This is a genomic window from Streptomyces sp. AB3(2024) (assembly GCF_041862025.1).
GTDB lineage: Bacteria > Actinomycetota > Actinomycetes > Streptomycetales > Streptomycetaceae > Streptomyces.
In genome coordinates this window covers 1-17,084 of record NZ_JBGWAB010000020.1, presented here as the reverse complement: position 1 = coordinate 17,084, position 17,084 = coordinate 1, and the positions used below count along the sequence as shown (strand labels likewise).

At 71.9% G+C, this 17,084-nt stretch carries 17 protein-coding genes; 9 read left to right on the top strand and 8 right to left on the bottom strand.

Features of this window, described 5'->3' with window-relative positions:
- Nucleotides 1–6 precede the first annotated feature (6 nt).
- Nucleotides 7–2,370 (bottom strand): transglycosylase domain-containing protein, encoded by a 2,364-nt coding sequence (locus tag ACEPPI_RS11415; protein WP_373915111.1) that lies wholly within the window; start codon nucleotides 2,368–2,370, stop codon nucleotides 7–9.
- A gap of 397 nt (nucleotides 2,371–2,767) precedes the next feature.
- Here ACEPPI_RS11415 and ACEPPI_RS11410 point away from each other — a divergent pair, with 397 nt between their 5' ends.
- Nucleotides 2,768–3,118 carry a WhiB family transcriptional regulator gene (locus tag ACEPPI_RS11410; RefSeq protein ID WP_373915110.1) on the top strand — a complete coding sequence of 117 codons (351 nt, stop codon included), beginning with the start codon at nucleotides 2,768–2,770 and terminating at the stop codon, nucleotides 3,116–3,118.
- A gap of 28 nt (nucleotides 3,119–3,146) precedes the next feature.
- Here ACEPPI_RS11410 and ACEPPI_RS11405 read toward each other — a convergent pair whose 3' ends face one another.
- Together ACEPPI_RS11405 and ACEPPI_RS11400 are read right to left on the bottom strand one after the other, a co-directional pair.
- Nucleotides 3,147–4,463, bottom strand: coding sequence for an ArsA family ATPase (locus ACEPPI_RS11405; RefSeq protein WP_373915109.1), 1,317 nt, complete (start codon nucleotides 4,461–4,463; stop codon nucleotides 3,147–3,149).
- Nucleotides 4,456–5,445, bottom strand: a complete 990-nt coding sequence (locus tag ACEPPI_RS11400; protein ID WP_373915108.1) for an ArsA family ATPase — start codon at nucleotides 5,443–5,445, stop codon at nucleotides 4,456–4,458. The genes ACEPPI_RS11405 and ACEPPI_RS11400 overlap by 8 nt, the downstream gene beginning before the upstream one ends.
- A 46-nt stretch (nucleotides 5,446–5,491) precedes the next feature.
- Between ACEPPI_RS11400 and ACEPPI_RS11395 the strand changes: the two genes are divergently transcribed.
- From ACEPPI_RS11395 to ACEPPI_RS11375, 5 genes are all read left to right on the top strand, one after another.
- On the top strand, nucleotides 5,492–5,653 hold the full coding sequence (locus ACEPPI_RS11395) for a DUF4177 domain-containing protein (protein WP_007264966.1): 162 nt from the start codon (nucleotides 5,492–5,494) through the stop codon (nucleotides 5,651–5,653).
- Nucleotides 5,650–6,123, top strand: a complete 474-nt coding sequence (locus ACEPPI_RS11390; RefSeq protein WP_351815613.1) for a RidA family protein — start codon at nucleotides 5,650–5,652, stop codon at nucleotides 6,121–6,123. Before ACEPPI_RS11395 ends, ACEPPI_RS11390 begins: the two co-directional genes overlap by 4 nt.
- Nucleotides 6,124–6,428: 305 nt before the next feature.
- Nucleotides 6,429–7,331 (top strand): NUDIX hydrolase, encoded by a 903-nt coding sequence (locus tag ACEPPI_RS11385; RefSeq protein WP_373915107.1) that lies wholly within the window; start codon nucleotides 6,429–6,431, stop codon nucleotides 7,329–7,331.
- The gene (locus tag ACEPPI_RS11380; RefSeq protein ID WP_373915106.1) at nucleotides 7,328–8,173 is read left to right on the top strand and encodes an MBL fold metallo-hydrolase; all 846 of its coding nucleotides are present in this window, start codon (nucleotides 7,328–7,330) and stop codon (nucleotides 8,171–8,173) included. Before ACEPPI_RS11385 ends, ACEPPI_RS11380 begins: the two co-directional genes overlap by 4 nt.
- Nucleotides 8,170–8,469, top strand: coding sequence for a hypothetical protein (locus ACEPPI_RS11375; RefSeq protein ID WP_373915105.1), 300 nt, complete (start codon nucleotides 8,170–8,172; stop codon nucleotides 8,467–8,469). The genes ACEPPI_RS11380 and ACEPPI_RS11375 overlap by 4 nt, the downstream gene beginning before the upstream one ends.
- On the opposite strand, the gene ACEPPI_RS11370 is transcribed toward ACEPPI_RS11375, so the two are convergent.
- Both ACEPPI_RS11370 and ACEPPI_RS11365 read right to left on the bottom strand, forming a co-directional pair.
- Nucleotides 8,402–9,289 (bottom strand): nucleotidyltransferase domain-containing protein, encoded by an 888-nt coding sequence (locus ACEPPI_RS11370; protein WP_373915104.1) that lies wholly within the window; start codon nucleotides 9,287–9,289, stop codon nucleotides 8,402–8,404. The genes ACEPPI_RS11375 and ACEPPI_RS11370 overlap by 68 nt on opposite strands.
- Before the next feature lie 140 nt (nucleotides 9,290–9,429).
- Entirely contained in the window at nucleotides 9,430–10,104 is a 675-nt protein-coding gene (locus tag ACEPPI_RS11365; RefSeq protein ID WP_003981529.1) for a Crp/Fnr family transcriptional regulator, read from the bottom strand.
- A 200-nt stretch (nucleotides 10,105–10,304) separates the two neighbouring features.
- Here ACEPPI_RS11365 and nth point away from each other — a divergent pair, with 200 nt between their 5' ends.
- The 3 genes from nth (at nucleotide 10,305) to ACEPPI_RS11350 (ending at nucleotide 13,517) form a co-directional block, all read left to right on the top strand.
- Nucleotides 10,305–11,345: an endonuclease III gene (gene nth, locus ACEPPI_RS11360; protein ID WP_373915177.1), complete on the top strand. Its 1,041-nt coding sequence runs from the start codon at nucleotides 10,305–10,307 to the stop codon at nucleotides 11,343–11,345.
- Nucleotides 11,346–11,584: 239 nt separating this feature from the next.
- Nucleotides 11,585–12,301, top strand: a complete 717-nt coding sequence (locus tag ACEPPI_RS11355; RefSeq protein ID WP_373915103.1) for a CoA pyrophosphatase — start codon at nucleotides 11,585–11,587, stop codon at nucleotides 12,299–12,301.
- A gap of 13 nt (nucleotides 12,302–12,314) precedes the next feature.
- Nucleotides 12,315–13,517, top strand: coding sequence for a MarP family serine protease (locus ACEPPI_RS11350; RefSeq protein ID WP_373915176.1), 1,203 nt, complete (start codon nucleotides 12,315–12,317; stop codon nucleotides 13,515–13,517).
- A gap of 373 nt (nucleotides 13,518–13,890) precedes the next feature.
- Here ACEPPI_RS11350 and ACEPPI_RS11345 read toward each other — a convergent pair whose 3' ends face one another.
- The 3 genes from ACEPPI_RS11345 to nhaA are packed head-to-tail and all read right to left on the bottom strand — an operon-like array spanning nucleotide 13,891 to nucleotide 16,823.
- Nucleotides 13,891–14,862: an alpha/beta fold hydrolase gene (locus tag ACEPPI_RS11345; protein WP_373915102.1), complete on the bottom strand. Its 972-nt coding sequence runs from the start codon at nucleotides 14,860–14,862 to the stop codon at nucleotides 13,891–13,893.
- Nucleotides 14,859–15,317 (bottom strand): phage holin family protein, encoded by a 459-nt coding sequence (locus ACEPPI_RS11340; protein WP_373915101.1) that lies wholly within the window; start codon nucleotides 15,315–15,317, stop codon nucleotides 14,859–14,861. Before ACEPPI_RS11340 ends, ACEPPI_RS11345 begins: the two co-directional genes overlap by 4 nt.
- A 54-nt stretch (nucleotides 15,318–15,371) precedes the next feature.
- Complete coding sequence (gene nhaA / locus ACEPPI_RS11335) at nucleotides 15,372–16,823, bottom strand: Na+/H+ antiporter NhaA (RefSeq protein WP_373915100.1); 1,452 nt, start codon at nucleotides 16,821–16,823, stop codon at nucleotides 15,372–15,374.
- Nucleotides 16,824–17,084: the final 261 nt, after the last annotated feature.

The window sequence follows — 17,084 nt, the reverse complement described above, 5'->3', positions numbered from 1 at the left end:
CTCCCGCTACTGCGGCTCCGGGCCGCCGATCAGGCCGGCCGCGCCCGCCGCGGTGCCGCCGGTGACGGGGTCGGTCGCGCCGCCTCCCGTGGCGCCGCCGAAGAGGCCTCCGGTGGGTCCGGCCGCCGTCGCGCCGCCGGGGCGGTTGTCCCCCGGCTTGTTGTCGCCGCCGGGCTTGCCCGGCTTCCCGGGCTTGCGCGGGGTGGTCGGCTGGGTCGGGTTGTTCCGGCCGCCGTTGTTGCCACCGGTGCCGTTGTTGCCGCCATTGCCGCCGCCACCGCCCGGAACCGAGGGCTCCGGGATGTTGACCGTGACGAATCCGGGGGCCTCGCGGCCGGACAGCGAGCCGGAGACCGCGTCCTTCCAGATCGGGCCGGGCAGGCCACCGCCGAAGACCTTCGGGTAGTACTGACCGCCGATGGTGATGTCCTCCATCGTGATCTTCTTCGCGCCACCCGAACCGACCCACACGGCGCCGGACAGGTTCGGCGTGTAGCCGACGAACCAGGCGTTGTAGCGGTTGTCCGTGGTACCGGTCTTGCCGGCGTTGTCGCGGTCGGTCAGACCGGCCCGCTCACCCGTACCGGAGTCGACCACTCCGCGCAGCAGCGTGTTGATCGTGTCGGCGGTGTCCTGGGACATCGCCCGGTCGCACTTGGTCTTCGGCACCGCGAGGGCCTTGCCGTGGGCGTCGGTGATCGACTCCAGCGCGATCGGGGTGCAGTAGATGCCCCGGTTGGCGAAGGTGGCGTAGGCGTTGGCCATCGTCAGCGGGGACATCTCGGCGGCGCCGAGCGCGATGGACGGCTCCTCGGGCAGCTTCACGCCGCTGGCCGGGACCACGCCCAGCTTCTGCGTCATCTCCGTGACCGGGCACAGCCCGATCTCCGAGATCATCTGCACGAAGTACGTGTTGATGGACTTCTCCATCGCCGTCTTCAGCGCGTACGGACCCTGCTCCTCCGGGGTCTCGTTCTCCGCCGTCTGCAGCTTGCCGTTGGCGAGCGGCAGATTCTGCCAGTTCGACCCGTCGCACCGGGACACCGGGCTCGGGTACTCCATCTTGTTCGGCGCCGAGTACACCTTCGTCGGCTCCATGCCCCGCTCTATGGCGGCGGCGGCGATGAACGGCTTGAACGTGGAGCCGACCTGGAAGCCGAAGTTGGAGCCGCCCATCCGCTTGTCCACGGAGTAGTTGATCTGCGTCTCGTTCTTCCCGAAGCCGTACGGCTTCGACTGGCCCATCGCCAGCACCCGTCCGGTGCCCGGCTGGACCATGGTCACGGCCGTCGCGATCGAGTCGTCCTCGTGGACGTGGTCCTTGATCGATGCGTTGGCGGCGTCCTGCGACTGCGGGTCCAGCGTCGTACGGACCGTCAGACCGCCCTGGTTCCAGATCTTCGCGCGCTCCTCCCGGGTCTTGCCGAAGACCGGATCCGACAGGAAGGTGGCGCGCACGTAGTCGCAGAAGAAGCCCGCGCCCTTGACCGCGGTGATGCAGCCGTTCTTCGGCCGGGTCACCTTCAGGGTCACCGGCTTCTTCTTCGCCTCGTCCGCCTCCGCCTGCGAGATGTCCTTCATGTCGGCCATCCGCTGGAGGACGGTGTTGCGGCGCTTCATCGCCTCCTGCGCGTCGTTCACCGGGTCGAACCGGCTCGGCGACTGGACGACGCCCGCGAGCAGCGCCGACTCCTCCAGGGTCAGGTCCTTGGCGGGCTTGCTGAAGTAGCGCTGCGCCGCGGACTCGATCCCGTACGCCTGCTGGCCGAAGTACGTGATGTTGAGGTAGTTCTCGAGGATCTTCTTCTTCCCGAGCTCTTCCTCGACCTGGATCGAGTACTTCAGCTCGCGGATCTTGCGTCCGAGGCTCTTCTCCTGGGCCTCGCGGACCTTCGACTCGTCGTCACCCGCCTCCTCGACGAAGACGTTCTTGACGTACTGCTGCGTGAGCGTGGAGGCGCCCTGCGCGGCGCCGCCCTCCTGCGCGTTGCGGTTCACCGCGCGCAGGATGCCCTTGAGGTCGACCGCGCCGTGTTCGTAGAAACGCGAGTCCTCGATCGCGACGATCGCCTTCTGCATGTACGGCGAGATGGCCGTGAGCGGGACCACTTGCCGGTCCCGTGAATAGACGGTGGCGATCAGGCCACCTTCCGCGTCCAGAATCGTGGTGCGCTGGCTCAACGGAGGGGTCTTCAGATTGGCCGGGATCTCGTCGAAACCCTCGACGGTCCCCTTGGCCGCGAGTCCCAGCGCGCCTGCGCCCGGGATCGCGATGCCGGCGAGTACGACTCCTGAGAGAACGGACACCCCGAGGAACTTGGCGGCCTGCTGTGGCCCCGTGAGCCCGCCGCCCGAGCGCTTCTTTCCCATGGAGGGCAGCCTACGTTCTCATTCGCCGGACACACGCGAATGCCTTGGCCTAAGCTGACCCCAACTGTCACAGGAGCGCGGTGCCACATCAACCCCCCGGCTTGATTTTCACCCTTCCCGAATGGGGTGGACGCATGTCCGAATCCCGCCCTTCCCGCTGACGGACCCGCACCGGCCCTTTCCCGATTTCACCCGAATCGCCGGAATGGTCGGGCATGTCGCCGGATCACTCCGTCGGGTGATCTGCCGCTTACCCATAGTCCGTTCGGACCATTCAAGATTGGGCCCGTCGGGGGTGTTGCACTGTGCCCGCCTTCCGTAACGTCCTCAACTGGCAGCGGTGAATATGCCGCTACCGCCGTGGGGGAGCCTCGATTCGGGAGAGGACGGCGCCGGGATGGGCTGGGTTACCGACTGGAGTGCGCAGGCAGCCTGCCGCACTACCGATCCGGATGAACTGTTCGTTCAAGGAGCGGCACAGAACAGGGCCAAGGCGGTGTGCACCGGATGTCCGGTGCGGACCGAATGCCTGGCCGACGCGCTCGACAATCGTGTCGAGTTCGGAGTGTGGGGCGGAATGACCGAGCGGGAACGACGCGCCTTGTTGCGCAGGCGTCCCACCGTCACCTCGTGGCGACGGTTGCTCGAAACCGCCCGCACGGAGTACGAGCGCAGTACGGGCATCCTGACCGTGGATGTCGACGCGGAGATCGACGTGGCGTACGAGACGTACGCGGCAGCCGGGTAACCACCCGGGCGCCACGTCGTACGAACGCCTATGCTCCGGCCGGAACACCGGCCGCGAGTCGCTCTCCGATGGCCCGCAGCCCGGCGAGGTCGTGTACATCGCCGGGCAGGGCGGCCACTTGGGCCACCGCCACTTCGGGGTGCAGTGAAGTGAAACGGTCGCGGGTGCGCTGTTCGCGCCCGATCACCTGCATGCGTTCGGCGTGCAGGCGCAACAACCCTGCCGTGATCTCGTCCACCTCGGTGACGGCGCACGCGTCGTCCGTGTTGTGTGCGTCAGGTGCTTCCGGTTCTCCGGAGGTCTTCGGTGCGTCGTCCACGCCGGGGGAGCCGTCGTCGGCGGCGTCACGAAGTCCAGCTTTCCCGGACTCCTGATCGACAATGCCGCCTTCTTCAAGATTCTCTGCGGCGGCCAGGGCCCGCTCGGCGGACAGCCGTGCGGCATCGCTCCCGTGCACCCGGTTCAGCACCAGGCCGGCCAGCGGCATCCGCTCCGCGGCCAGCCGTTCGACGAAGTACGCGGCCTCGCGCAGCGCGTCCGGCTCGGGGGCGGCGACCACGAGGAAGGCCGTACCGGGAGCCTGGAGCAGCCGGAAGGTCGCGTCCGCGCGGGTGCGGAACCCGCCGAACATCGTGTCCATCGCGGCCACGAAGGTCTGCACGTCCTTCAGCAGCGAGGCGCCCATCAGCTTGCTCAGCGTGCCGGTCATCATCGACATGCCGACGTTCAGGAACTTCATGCCGGCCCGCCCGCCGACCTTCGCCGGAGCCATCAGCACCCGGATGAACTTCCCGTCCAGGAAGGACCCGAGCCGCTTCGGCGCGTCGAGGAAGTCCAGCGCGGACCGGCTCGGCGGGGTGTCCACCACGATCAGGTCCCAGTCGTCCTTGGACCGCAGCTGCCCCAGCTTCTCCATCGCCATGTACTCCTGCGTGCCCGCGAAACCGGCCGACAGGGACTGGTAGAAGGGGTTCGCGAGGATGGCCCGCGCCCGCTCGGCGTCCGCGTGCGATTCGACGATCTCGTCGAAGGTCCGCTTCATGTCCAGCATCATGGCGTGCAGTTCGCCGCCCCCGCCGGACACGCCCGCGACCTTGCGCGGGGTGTTGTCCAGCGAATCGATGCCCATCGACTGGGCCAGCCGACGCGCCGGGTCGATGGTCAGCACGACCACCTTCCGCCCGCGTTCGGCCGCCCGGACGCCGAGCGCCGCGGCCGTCGTGGTCTTGCCGACCCCGCCCGCCCCGCAGCACACGATGATCCGGGTCTTCGGATCGTCCAGCAGCGCGTCGACCGCCAGTCGCGCGGGAGTGTCCAGGCCCACTGTGTTCCCACCCTCACTCATCGGCGTCCGCCTGCTTGCGGAGCTCGGTCGCCAGCTCGTACAGCCCGGCCAGCTCCATCCCCGAGCCGAGCAGGGGGAGTTCGTACGTCGGCACGTCCAGCCCCGCCAGCACCTGGCGTTGCTCCCGCTCCAGCTCCACCCGGCTCGCGTGCTCCGCGGCCTGCGCCAGCAGCGGCTCCACCAGCCGCTCGGCCAGCCCGCCGCGCCGCGCGCCCCCGAGCCCGACCCGGGACAGGGCCCGGGCGATGTCGGCCCGGTGACCCTCGGCGGCCTCGCGCAGGGTGCCCTCGTCAACATGGTGCGGGCGCACCATGTTGACGAAGACCCGGCCCACCGGAAGCCCTGCCTCCAGCAGTTCCGCGATGCCGTCCGCGGTCTCCTGGACGGGCATCTCCTCCAGCAGGGTCACCAGGTGCACCGCCGTGTCGGGTGACTTGAGCACCTTCATCACGGCCTGCGCCTGGTTGTGGATGGGCCCGAACCGGGCCAGCCCCGCCACCTCGTCGTTGACGTTCAGGAAGCGGGTGATCCGCCCGGTCGGAGGCGCGTCCATGATCACGTGGTCGTAGACGAACCGCCCCGCCTTGTCCTTGCGCCGGACCGCCTCGCACGCCTTGCCGGTCAGCAGGACGTCCCGCAGACCGGGCGCGATGGTCGTGGCGAAATCGATCGCCCCGAGCTTCTTGAGCGCCCGGCCGGCGGAGCCGAGCTTGTAGAACATCTGGAGGTAGTCCAGCAGCGCCCGTTCCGCGTCGATGGCGAGCGCGTACACCTCACCCCCGCCCCCGCCGGGCGCGACGGCGATCTTCCGCTCCTCGTAGGGGAGCGCCTCCGTGCCGAAAAGCTGTGCGATCCCCTGCCTGCCCTCGACCTCCACGAGAAGAGTCCGCTTGCCCTCGCGTGCGAGGGCAAGCGCGAGTGCCGCGGCGACCGTGGTCTTGCCGGTGCCGCCCTTGCCGCTGACCACCTGGAGCCTGCTCACAGCGTCCGAGCCTAACCACTCCCGCCCAGGCATTACGCTCGGGCCCATGACCAAGAAGTTCGAATACGCGACGGTGCCCCTGCTGGTGCACGCCACCAAGCAGATCCTCGACACCTGGGGCGAGGACGGCTGGGAGCTCGTCCAGGTCGTGCCCGGCCCGAACAACCCCGAGCAGCTCGTGGCCTACCTCAAGCGGGAGAAGGCATGAGCGGCGTCGTCGAAGCGAGGATCGCCGAGCTCGGCCTGACCCTCCCCGAGGTCGTTCCGCCGCTGGCCACGTACCAGCCGGCCGTGCGGTCGGGTGCCTACGTGTACACCGCCGGCCAGCTCCCGATGGTGCAGGGCAAGCTGCCACTGACCGGCAAGGTCGGCGCGGAGGTCTCCGCGGAGCAGGCCAAGGAGCTGGCCGCGACCTGCGCGCTGAACGCGCTGGCCGCCGTCAAGTCCGTGGTCGGTGACCTGGACAAGATCGCCCGTGTCGTCAAGGTCGTCGGCTTCGTCGCCTCGGCCCCCGACTTCACGGCCCAGCCGGGCGTGCTGAACGGCGCGAGCGAGCTGCTGGGCGAGATTCTCGGCGAGAAGGGCGTCCACGCGCGCAGCGCGGTCGGCGTCGCCGTCCTCCCGCTGGACGCCCCGGTCGAGGTCGAGATCCAGGTCGAGCTGACCGCTTCGGCCTGACGCGCCGCTCCCTGCGGGAAGCGCCGCTCGCACCGACCGCTCGGCCCCGAGGGGCCTCCCCGGCCCCGCGCCGCCCCACCGGACTCCGTCCGGCGGGGCCGGTGCGGGGCCGGTGGCGTGTCCGGCCGCGGTGGGGGCCGGCGGAGGGGCGAGGGGGCGGCGGGCCCGCGCGGCGAGCCCGTGCCGGGTCCGTGCGCGTGCGGTGACCCTGTGCCGGGTCCGCGCAGTGACCCCGTACCCGGTCCGTGCGGCGGTGCGGCCGGGTGGGCCTCGAACATCGGGCCGGATGGCCGTAGCATCCGGCCATGCCGAATGGTCAGCACGGTCCGTCGTCCAGCCAGCCCGCCGGAGGCCAGTGGTACCCCCCGGAGTGGCCCGACCGCATCCGCGCGCTCGCGGACGGCGCGCTCACCCCGGTCCCGCCCAAACGCGCCGCCACCGTGATGCTGCTCCGCGACACCCCCGCCGGCCCGGCCGTGCACATGCTGCGCCGCCGTGCCTCCATGGCCTTCGCCGGAGGCGCCTACGCCTACCCCGGCGGCGGGGTCGACCCGCGTGACGAGGACCGCCGCATCGGCTGGGCCGGCCCCGGCCTGGACGCCTGGGCGGACCGCCTCGGCACCGACGCCGCCACCGCCCAGGCCATCGTCTGCGGGGCCGTCCGCGAGACCTTCGAGGAGGCCGGCGTACTGCTCGCCGGGGAGACGCCCGCCACCGTCGTCGGCGACACCACCGGTGACGACTGGGAGGCAGACCGCGAGGCCCTCGTGGCGCGCGAGCTGTCCTTCGCCGAGTTCCTGGACCGGCGCGGCCTGCTGCTGCGCTCCGACCTGCTCGGGGCGTGGGCCCGGTGGATCACCCCGGAGTTCGAGCCCCGCCGCTACGACACGTGGTTCTTCGTCGCGGCCCTCCCGGAGGGCCAGCGCACCCGCAACGCCTCCACCGAGGCCGACCGGACCGTCTGGATCCGCCCTGCCGAGGCGGCCGCCCGCTACGACGGGGGCGAGCTGCTGATGATGCCGCCCACCATCTCCACCCTGCGCTCCCTGGAGCCCCACGCCAGCGCCGCCGCCGCGCTGACGGCGGCCGCCGCGCAGGACCTGACGCCCGTACTGGCGCAGGCCGCCCTCGTGGACGGTGAGCTGGTGCTCAGTTGGCCGGGGCACGACGAGTTCACCAAGCGCGTCCGCCCGGGAGGCACCGCATGACCGACGCCGCCGTACTCCCCGGCCAGCCCCGCGGAATGGTCTCCTCCGGGCCGGCGACCGTCCGTGCCGTCAACGTCCTGGCGCCCAATGCCTCCGCGATGACCCTGGACGGCACCAACACCTGGCTGGTCTCCGAGCCGGACTCCGAGCTGGCCGTCGTCATCGACCCCGGCCCGCTGGACGAGGTCCACCTGCGGGCCGTCATCGCCACCGCCGAACAGGCCGGCAAGCGCGTCGCGCTGACCCTCCTGACCCACGGCCACCCCGACCACGCCGAGGGGGCCGGCCGCTTCGCGGAGCTGACCGGGACGAAGGTCCGCGCCCTCGACCCCGCGCTGAGGCTCGGCGACGAGGGCCTGGCCGCCGGGAACGTGATCCGCACCGGTGGCCTGGAGCTGCGAGTCGTGGCGACGCCCGGCCACACCGCCGACTCGCTCTGCTTCCACCTGCCCGCCGACCGGGCCGTCATCACCGGTGACACCATCCTGGGCCGCGGGACGACCGTGGTCGCGCACCCCGACGGCCGCCTGGGGGACTACCTGGACTCCCTGCGCCGCCTGCGCTCCCTCACCGTCGACGACGGGGTGACCACGGTGCTCCCGGGGCACGGGCCGGTCCTGGAGGACGCCCAGGGCGCCGTCGAGTACTACCTGGCGCACCGCGCCCACCGGCTCGCACAGGTCGAGACGGCCGTGGAGAACGGCTTCGTCACCCCCGAGGCGGTCGTCGCGCAGGTCTACGCCGACGTGGACCGCTCGCTCTGGCCCGCGGCCACGTGGTCCGTACAGGCACAGCTGGAGTACCTTCGTGATCACGGACTGATCCCGGGGGGACCTGAATGAACACCCTGTACGTACTGCTCGCGCTGCTCGCCGCGGCCGGCTGGATCACTTCGACGGTGACCCTGCGCATGCGCGCCCTTGCGGACAGGGCGGACCGGCTGGAGCGCCGCCTGGGCCTGGTGCTGGACCACCTGGGCATCGAGGAGCCGGAGCCGGCCGGGATGGACGAGGTGCGCGCGCTGGCGCGCGACGGCCGCGACGTCTCGGCGATCAAGCGGTACCGCGAGATCACCGGCGCCGGTCTGGCGGAGGCGAAGCGGGCCGTCGACGCCCTGGCCCCGGCGCGGAGCGCGTAACGGGCTCCGCCGCGGCCTGCCGGCGCAGCGCCTTCGTACCGTGCCGGGCGGTGTACTCGTCGGCGAGCCACGGCCCGAGGTCCTCGACGTACCGGCGCACCACGGCAGGGTCCTCGACCGGGGCCAGCGCCACGACGGCCGCCGCCCGCATCTGGTCGGCCCGCTGCGGGTAGTACCGGGCGAAGACCTCCGCGGACTCGGTGAGGTCGCTGGTCCAGCCGCCCCAGCGGGGCATGACCAGGGTGAACCCCGTGCGCACGAGGTGCCGGGCGAAGGCCCGGCTCAGCCGGCGGTAGTCGGCCGGTTCCGAGGCGGCCTCGAAGCGTTCGCGCCAGCGGGGCAGTACGCGGGCCAGGTCGCCGTTGGTCTCCCGGGCCAGGACGCTGTCCGGCCGGTACCGGGGCAGGTGCTCGGCCAGGTCGTCCCCGAGCAGCGGCGTGCACAGGCAGGCCAGGAACCAGCCCAGGTCGTGACGTTCCCGCTCACTCAGCAGCCGGTCCTTGCCGTACAGCAGGACGCCGACCCCGTCGATCTCCGGGAAGTCCTGGTCGAGTCCCTGGCCCAGCACCTCCGCGATGTCGCGGTCGTCGTGGGCGGGCTCGTCGTGCAGGGCGATCAGCAGGTCGAGGTCGGAGCGGCCGGGGCGGGCCGTGCCGCGCGGCACGGACCCGTAGAGGTAGGCGCTGTGGAGCCGGCTCCCGTAGGCCTCGGCGATCCGGCCGCGCGCGGCGGCGACGAGGCCCGTGAACGCGGGCTGGATCCGCCCCAGGGACCCCTCCCGCTCGAAGTACCCGTACGCGTCCAGACCCCGGTTTTCCATGATCCCTACTGTGCCCCTTCCCGGGGGTCGCCGCGGAGCCGTTTTCCGGGGCGGGCCGGACGCGCGGAGGGGCCCCGCCCGGCTTCCGGACAGGACCCCTCCACGACCGCGCCGGAGCGCGGCGGCCGACGCCGGTGGCGTCAGCGCGAGCGCTTGGCGAGCCGCTCCACGTCCAGCAGGATCACGGCGCGCGCCTCCAGGCGCAGCCAGCCGCGGCCCGCGAAGTCGGCCAGGGCCTTGTTCACGGTCTCGCGGGAGGCGCCGACGAGCTGGGCGAGCTCCTCCTGCGTCAGGTCGTGGACGACGTGGATGCCCTCCTCCGACTGCACGCCGAAGCGGCGCGACAGGTCGAGGAGCGCCCGGGCCACACGGCCCGGAACGTCGGAGAAGACCAGGTCGGACATCTGGTCGTTGGTCTTGCGCAGGCGCCGGGCGACGGCGCGCAGCAGCGCGGTCGCGACCTCGGGCCGGGCGTTCAGCCACGGCTGCAGGTCACCGTGGCCGAGGCCGAGGAGCTTGACCTCGGTCAGCGCGGTGGCGGTGGCGGTGCGCGGACCCGGGTCGAAGAGCGACAGCTCGCCGATCAGCTCGCCGGGGCCGAGGACGGCCAGCATGTTCTCGCGACCGTCGGGGGAGGTGCGGTGGAGCTTCACCTTGCCCTCGGTCACGACGTAGAGCCGGTCGCCGGGGTCGCCCTCGTGGAACAGGGCGTCACCGCGTGCGAGCGTCACCTCGCCCATGGAGGCGCGGAGCTCCGCGGCCTGCTCGTCATCGAGCGCCGCGAACAGCGGGGCGCGCCGCAGAACGTCGTCCACGAGTCTCTCTCCTATGTCGACCAGCTCAGGGGACCGGTCTCCCATTTTGCCGGACGGCTCAAACAGTGCGATCAATCACTACCAAGGATGCCGGACGGACGCCCGTGCTGTGTGGTGAGCGGCCGATCGGGGTGGTGTTACCTGAGGTCCGGGCGGGTGTCGGCGCCCGGCCTTAGGCTGGCCGGGTGTCCAATAAGCCGGTGAGAGCACAGGCCAAGGGGTCCGCAGGAGTGACGGCGGCCCAAAATTCAGCCGTGGGCGAACAAGCCCCCGGGGAGGCGTCCGGCGGGTCCCGGCCCGCCCCTCAGGGCAAAGCTTCGGCCAAGAAATCGCCGGGCGCGGCGGCGCGCGCGACCGCGGACAAGACGGCGCCGGGGGCCGCGCCGAGGACCGCGTCGACGGCCGTGAACGGGACCCCGGCGGCCTCCCGGGTGCCCGCCCCCGCTCGGAGCACCGGGATGGGCAAGGCCGAATCCCGCCTGGCGATGGTCCGGCGGGCCCGCCGCATCAACCGGGAACTGGCCGACGTGTACCCGTACGCCCATCCGGAGCTGGATTTCCGCGATCCCTTCGAGCTCCTGGTCGCCACCGTCCTGTCCGCGCAGACCACCGACCTCCGCGTGAACCAGACGACCCCCGCCCTCTTCGCCGCCTACCCGACGCCCGAGGACATGGCCGAGGCCGTACCGGAGGAACTGGAGGAGCTGATCCGGCCGACCGGGTTCTTCCGGATGAAGGCCAAGTCCCTCCTCGGGCTTTCGCAGGCCCTGCGCGACCGCTTCGGCGGCGAGGTCCCCGGCCGGCTCGAAGACCTGGTCACCCTGCCCGGCGTGGGCCGCAAAACGGCGAACGTGGTCCTCGGCAACGTCTTCGGGGTCCCCGGGATCACCGTCGACACCCACTTCGGGCGCCTCGCCCGCCGGTTCAAGTGGACCGAGCAGGAGGACCCCGAGAAGGTCGAGGCGGAGATCTGCGCGATCTTCCCCAAGAGCGAGTGGACGATGCTCTCGCACCGCGTCGTCTTCCACGGCCGCCGCATCTGCCACGCCCGCAACCCCGCCTGCGGCGCCTGCCCCATCGCCCCGCTCTGCCCTGCCTACGGGGAGGGCGAGACGGATCCGGAGAAGGCGAAGAAGCTGCTGAAGTACGAGAAGGGCGGCTACCCGGGCCAGCGCCTGTCCCCGCCCCCGGACTACCCGGGCCTCCCCGCCTCCCCGTCGGGAGCCCGTACGGAGCCCTGAGCGCGACCGGGGGCGTACGGCCGGACGGGCCGGGCCCACCGGCGGGGGGGGGGGGGGGGGGGGGGGGGGGGGGGGGGGGGGGGGGGGGGGGGGGGCGCGGCGCCGGCGCCGCGGCCCCGCGGCGGGGGCGCCCCCCCCCCCCCCCCCCCCCCCCCCCCCCGCCGGAACGAATCGGTACCCGGACCGCGTTCAGCGGTGTGGGAGAGGGTGTTCACGGAAGAACACGGACAGGGGTGCCTATGACGCGCGGTACACAGGACGAGACCACGGCCACCACCCGCGAGGGCGACGGCCTGGTCCTCAGCACCGAGGGGCTGCCCGCCTGGCTCGATCCGGTCGTGGCGGCGGCCCGCACCGTCCGGCCGCGCCAGCTCAGCCGCTTCCTGCCCCCCGAGGACGGCGGGGGCCGCCAGTCCGCCGTGCTGATCCTCTTCGGCGAGGGCCCGCGCGGCCCGGAGCTGCTGCTCCAGGAGCGCGCCGGCACCCTGCGCTCGCACGCCGGCCAGCCCTCCTTCCCCGGCGGCGCCCTCGACCCGGAGGACGGCGATCCGCACACCAGCGGCCCGCTGCGCGCCGCACTGCGCGAGGCCGAGGAGGAGACCGGTCTCGACCCGGCCGGCGTCCAGCTCTTCGGGGTGCTGCCCCGGCTCTACATCCCGGTCAGCGAGTTCGTCGTGACCCCGGTGCTCGGCTGGTGGCGCGAACCCTCCCCGGTCGGCCCGGTGGACCCCGCGGAGACGGCCCGGGTCTTCACGGTGCCCGTGGTGGATCTCACGGACCCCGCCCACCGGGTGACCGTGGTCCACCCCAGAGGCCACCAGGGGCCCGCCTTCACCGTCGAATCGGCCCTGGTCTGGGGGTTCACGGCAGGGGTGATCGACCGCATCCTGCACTTCGCGGGCTGGGAGCGCCCGTGGGACCGCTCACGTCAGGTCCCACTCGACTGGCACGCATGAGACGGTGACCCTCGTGAACGTGCTGGACATCCTGTTGCTGGTCGCCGCCGTGTGGTTCGCGATCGTGGGCTACCGCCAGGGGTTCGTCGTCGGCATCCTGTCGGTGATCGGCTTCCTCGGCGGTGGTCTCGTCGCCGTGTCCCTGCTGCCCCTGATCTGGGACCGGGTGACCGACAACGGCACCCAGGTGACCACCACCGTCGTCGTGATCGCCGTCGTCGTGATCATCATCTGCGCCTCGATCGGCCAGGCCCTGACCACCCATCTGGGCAGCCGCCTGCGACGCCACATCACCTGGTCGCCCGCCCGCGCGCTCGACGCGACCGGCGGGGCCCTGGTGAACGTCGTCGCGATGCTGCTGGTGGCATGGCTGATCGGCTCCGCACTCGCCGGGACCTCGCTGCCCACGCTCGGCAAGGAGGTCCGCAACTCCAAGGTGCTCCTCGGCGTGTCGCGCGTGCTCCCCGCGCAGGCCAACACCTGGTTCTCGGACTTCAGTTCCACCCTCGCCCGCAACGGCTTCCCCCAGGTCTTCAGCCCGTTCTCCAACGAGCCGATCACCGAGGTGAAGGCGCCCGACCCGGCCCTCGCCCGCAGCGGCGTGGCCGAACAGGCGAAGCTCTCCATCGTGAAGGTCGTCGGTACGGCGCCCAGTTGCAGCAAGGTCCTGGAGGGCACCGGCTTCGTCTTCGCGCCGGGCAAGGTGATGACCAACGCCCACGTCGTCGGCGGCGTCCTGGAGCCCACCGTGCAGGTCGGCGGTGAGGGCAAGCTCTACGACGGCAAGGTCGTGCTCTACGACTGGGAGCGCGACATCGCCGTCCTGGACGTGCCCAAGCTGCGCGCCCCGGCCCTGGAGTTCACCGAGAAGGACGCCACGAGCAGCAGTGACGCGATCGTCGCCGGCTTCCCGGAGAACGGCGCCTACGACGTCCGAGCGGCCCGGGTCCGCGGCCGGATCAACGCCAACGGCCCGGACATCTACCACCGGGGCACCGTCCGCCGCGACGTCTACTCGCTCTATGCGACCGTCCGCCAGGGCAACTCCGGCGGCCCGCTGCTGACTCCCGAGGGCCGGGTGTACGGGGTCGTCTTCGCCAAGTCGCTCGACGACCCGAACACCGGTTACGCCCTGACGGCGGACGAGATCCGGGACGACATCCGCCTCGGCAAGACCTCCAGCCGCCGGGTCGACACCCAGGGCTGCGCCCTCTGACACCCTCTCCGGGCCCCTGCCGGGGCCCGGGGCGGTGTCCTACATGCGTGGATGGCGCAGCCGCGCCGAGACCCAGCGGGCGCGGCGGCGCAGGATGCGTGGGATCCCCAGCCGGGGGTCGTGACCGTCCCGGCCGGCCCTGTCGTGCGTGCCCGGCGCTGTGGCCGAGCGGCGTTCGCGTGCGGTGTCACCGTGGTCGTGCGTCCAGCCCATACAACGAGCTGTGCCCGGGGCCCAGGGTCCGTAACCCCCCGGGGGGCGGCCAATTGGCCTATGCGCCGGGCAATTGAACGACCGTAAGACAGTCGTACGAAGTGGCTGCCGCTCCGTCAGCTGCCCTCCAGGGTCCCGGGGATGGCCCGCCGGCGGCCCGTCAGCGGTCGGGTTCCGGGTCCTTCAGCCAGTTCACCAGCTCGGTGGAGAAGGCCACCGGGTCCTCCTCGTGGGGGAAGTGCCCCAGTCCGTCGAAGAGCCGCCAGCGGTAAGGGGCTTCGACGTACTCCCCGGAACCGGCGGCGCTGCGGGTGCGCATCACCGGGTCCAGCGAGCCGTGCAGGTGCAGCGTCGGCACCCGTACGGGCCGCTTCATCCGCCGGTAGAACTGGAGCCCGTCCGGCCGGGCCATCGAGCGCATCATCCAGCGGTACGGCTCGATGGAGCAGTGCGCCGTGGACGGGATGCACATGGCCCGCCGGTACACGGCGAGGGCCTCCTCGTCGGCGCCGTCCGCCTGCAGCCGCGGCCCGGACCACTCCCGGATCATCTCCCCCACGAGGGCCCCGTCGTCGGCGACCAGCTGCCGCTCGGGGACGAACGGCCTCTGGAAGCCCCACACGTGGGAGCTGGCCCGGGTCTGACCGAAGTCCGCCAGCATCGCCGAGCGCCAGCGGCGCGGGTGCGGCATCGAGGAGACGACCAGCCGGCGCACCAGCTTGGGCCGCATCACGGCCGCCGTCCAGGCGAGGTAGCCGCCCAGGTCGTGCCCGACGAGCGCGGCGTCCGGCTCGCCGAGGGACCGCACCACTCCGGTGATGTCCAGGGCGAGGTTGGCCGGGTCGTAGCCCCGCGGGGTGCGGTCGCTGCCGCCCACCCCGCGCAGGTCCATCGCCACCGCGCGGTACCCGGCGTCCGCGAGCGCGGTCAGCTGGTGCCGCCAGGTCCACCAGAACTGCGGGAATCCGTGCAGCAGGAGGACGAGCGGGCCGTCGCCGCACTCCGCGACGTGGAAGCGCGCGCCGTTGGCGGCGACGTCCCGGTGGGTCACCTTTCTCCCGCCCGGCACGTCGATCCGGACCGCCGAAGCGGCGGTGGGCGCGGGGCTGGAGTCGGGTGAGGGGGCTGTCATGAAGACGAGCGTGCCACACCCACGGCCTGGTCACTCACCGGCCGCGGATGCGGCTTGACGGTTCCGACGAGCGCGGCGGTCTCCTTGACGGACTCGATCGTCTTCACCGGCGGCTTGAGCTGATTGAACTTCATCCTGGCCAGCAGCCCGGTCAGGCCCGCGAGCAGCCAGAACGCGACGCCGACGATGAGGAAGGACCAGGCCAGGCCGAGCCCGAGGTTGTGGATGCCGTAGGCCGCGGCGAAACTCAGTACGGGGAGGGAGAAGAGCAGCAGCACGCCCGCCACGATCGCGGCACCGCTGCCGATGCCCGCGCGCCTGACGTCCTGCTTGAGCTCGACCTTGGCGAGTGCGATCTCGTCGTGCACCAGGGCCGACATCTCGGCGGTGGCCGAGGCGACCAGCTGGCCGAGCGTGCGTTCGACTCCCGGAGCCCCTTGGTCCACTGCGCTCATCTCTGACTCCCTCTGTCGTCTGCTGTCGGCGGCTGTCCTCCGTCGTCAGTCAGATCATGCCGGACGGTCGGCGCCGCTGCTGGACCCGCCCGGCGCTTCCCGGGTGGATCCACCCGCGGGACCGTGCCCGGCCGGGGCGGCGGCCTCGGCCCTGCGGCGGTGTTCGGCGGCCTTCTCCTCGTAGATCTTTGCCATCCGCAGGTGGTACGCCGGGTTGTCCTGCTCGTAGATGTCCGGGATCCCGTCGGCGTCCTCATCGCGCTCCTCGGCCTCGGTCAGCGACCGGTAGCGGCGGTTGCGCAGCTTGAGCATCACGCACGCGATGACCGCCGCGATCAGGGAGCCGAGCAGGACGGCCGCCTTGATCTCGTCGGTCAGGACGGGGTCCGTGGTGAACGCCAGCTCGCCGATCAGCAGGGAGACGGTGAAGCCGATGCCGGCGAGGGAGGCCACGGCCAGTACGTCGGGCCAGGCGAGGTCCTCGTTCAGCTCGGCCTTGGTGAAGCGGGCGGCGAGCCAGGTGCCGCCGAAGATGCCGACCGTCTTGCCGACGACGAGTCCGAGCACCACGCCGAGGGTCTCGGGGCGGGTGAAGACCTGTGCGATGGCCTTGTCGGAGAGCGAGACCCCGGCGGAGAGCAGGGCGAAGAGGGGTACGGCCAGGCCGGCCGAGATGGGGCGGACCAAGTGCTCGATGTGCTCGCCGGGGGAGTGCTCCTCGCCGTCCCTGCGGGTGCAGCGCAGCATCAGGCCCATCGCGACGCCGGCGATGGTGGCGTGGACGCCGCTGTTGTACATCAGGCCCCAGATGACCAGGGCGAGCGGGACGTACACGTACCAGCCGCGGACGCCGACGCGCAGCAGGAACCAGAAGAGGACCAGCCCCGCGACGGCCCCGCCGAGGGCGAGGAAGTCGATCTCGCTGGTGAAGAACACCGCGATGATCAGGATGGCGAAGAGGTCGTCGACGACCGCCAGGGTCAGCAGGAAGGCGCGCAGCGCGGACGGCAGTGAGGTGCCGATGACCGCGAGGACGGCGAGGGCGAAGGCGATGTCGGTGGCGGTCGGGACCGCCCAGCCGTCGAGCGATCCGTTGCCGAGGGTGTTGACCAGGGCGTAGACCACCGCGGGCACGGCCATGCCGCAGAGGGCGGCGATCACGGGGAGGGCGGCGGCCTTGGGGTCGCTCAGGTCGCCCGCGACCAGCTCGCGCTTGAGTTCGATGCCGGCGACGAAGAAGAAGATCGCGAGCAGGCCGTCGGCCGCCCAGTGCTGGAGCGAGAGGTCCAGGCCCAGGGCGGCGGGGCCGATGTGGAAGGACCTGACGCTGTCATAGCTCGCGGATATCGCCGGGATGTTCGCCCACATGAGGGCGGCGATGGCGGCCGCCAGGAGCAGGACCCCGCCGACGGTCTCGGTGCGCAGTGCGTCGGCGACGAAGCGGCGCTCGGGGAGGGAGAGCCTGCCGAGGAACTTGCGGCGGGTGCTGGGCGGGGGCGTGGCCACGGTGGGGAACCTCCGGGTGGGCGACGGCATGACAAATGCAGTTGCCGACCAGACTTCCCGGCGCACCCTGAGACTCTTTGAACGTCAAATGTTGACGCTTCCTTTACTTTACAGGGTCCGCGCGGTCGTATCGGGTGATCTTCACCTTAAACGGGAGGAGGGGGGGGGGGGGGGGGGGGGGGGGGGGGGGGGGCGCGCCCCGCCCCCCGCCCCCCGCCCCCCCCCCCCCCCCACACCCCCCCCCCCCCCCGGCGCGGCCGC

What these genes read in the sequence shown, in the direction of transcription:
- ACEPPI_RS11405 (WP_373915109.1), bottom strand. Translation starts at nt 4,463, where the DNA reads ATGAGTGAGGGTGGGAACACAGTGGGCCTGGACACTCCCGCGCGACTG.
- ACEPPI_RS11390 (WP_351815613.1), top strand. Translation starts at nt 5,650, where the DNA reads ATGAGCGGCGTCGTCGAAGCGAGGATCGCCGAGCTCGGCCTGACCCTC.
- ACEPPI_RS11375 (WP_373915105.1), top strand. Translation starts at nt 8,170, where the DNA reads ATGAACACCCTGTACGTACTGCTCGCGCTGCTCGCCGCGGCCGGCTGG.
- ACEPPI_RS11395 (WP_007264966.1), top strand. Translation starts at nt 5,492, where the DNA reads ATGACCAAGAAGTTCGAATACGCGACGGTGCCCCTGCTGGTGCACGCC.
- ACEPPI_RS11355 (WP_373915103.1), top strand. Translation starts at nt 11,585, where the DNA reads ATGACGCGCGGTACACAGGACGAGACCACGGCCACCACCCGCGAGGGC.
- ACEPPI_RS11415 (WP_373915111.1), bottom strand. Translation starts at nt 2,370, where the DNA reads ATGGGAAAGAAGCGCTCGGGCGGCGGGCTCACGGGGCCACAGCAGGCC.
- ACEPPI_RS11380 (WP_373915106.1), top strand. Translation starts at nt 7,328, where the DNA reads ATGACCGACGCCGCCGTACTCCCCGGCCAGCCCCGCGGAATGGTCTCC.
- ACEPPI_RS11410 (WP_373915110.1), top strand. Translation starts at nt 2,768, where the DNA reads ATGGGCTGGGTTACCGACTGGAGTGCGCAGGCAGCCTGCCGCACTACC.
- ACEPPI_RS11340 (WP_373915101.1), bottom strand. Translation starts at nt 15,317, where the DNA reads ATGAGCGCAGTGGACCAAGGGGCTCCGGGAGTCGAACGCACGCTCGGC.
- ACEPPI_RS11385 (WP_373915107.1), top strand. Translation starts at nt 6,429, where the DNA reads ATGCCGAATGGTCAGCACGGTCCGTCGTCCAGCCAGCCCGCCGGAGGC.
- ACEPPI_RS11370 (WP_373915104.1), bottom strand. Translation starts at nt 9,289, where the DNA reads ATGGAAAACCGGGGTCTGGACGCGTACGGGTACTTCGAGCGGGAGGGG.
- ACEPPI_RS11345 (WP_373915102.1), bottom strand. Translation starts at nt 14,862, where the DNA reads ATGACAGCCCCCTCACCCGACTCCAGCCCCGCGCCCACCGCCGCTTCG.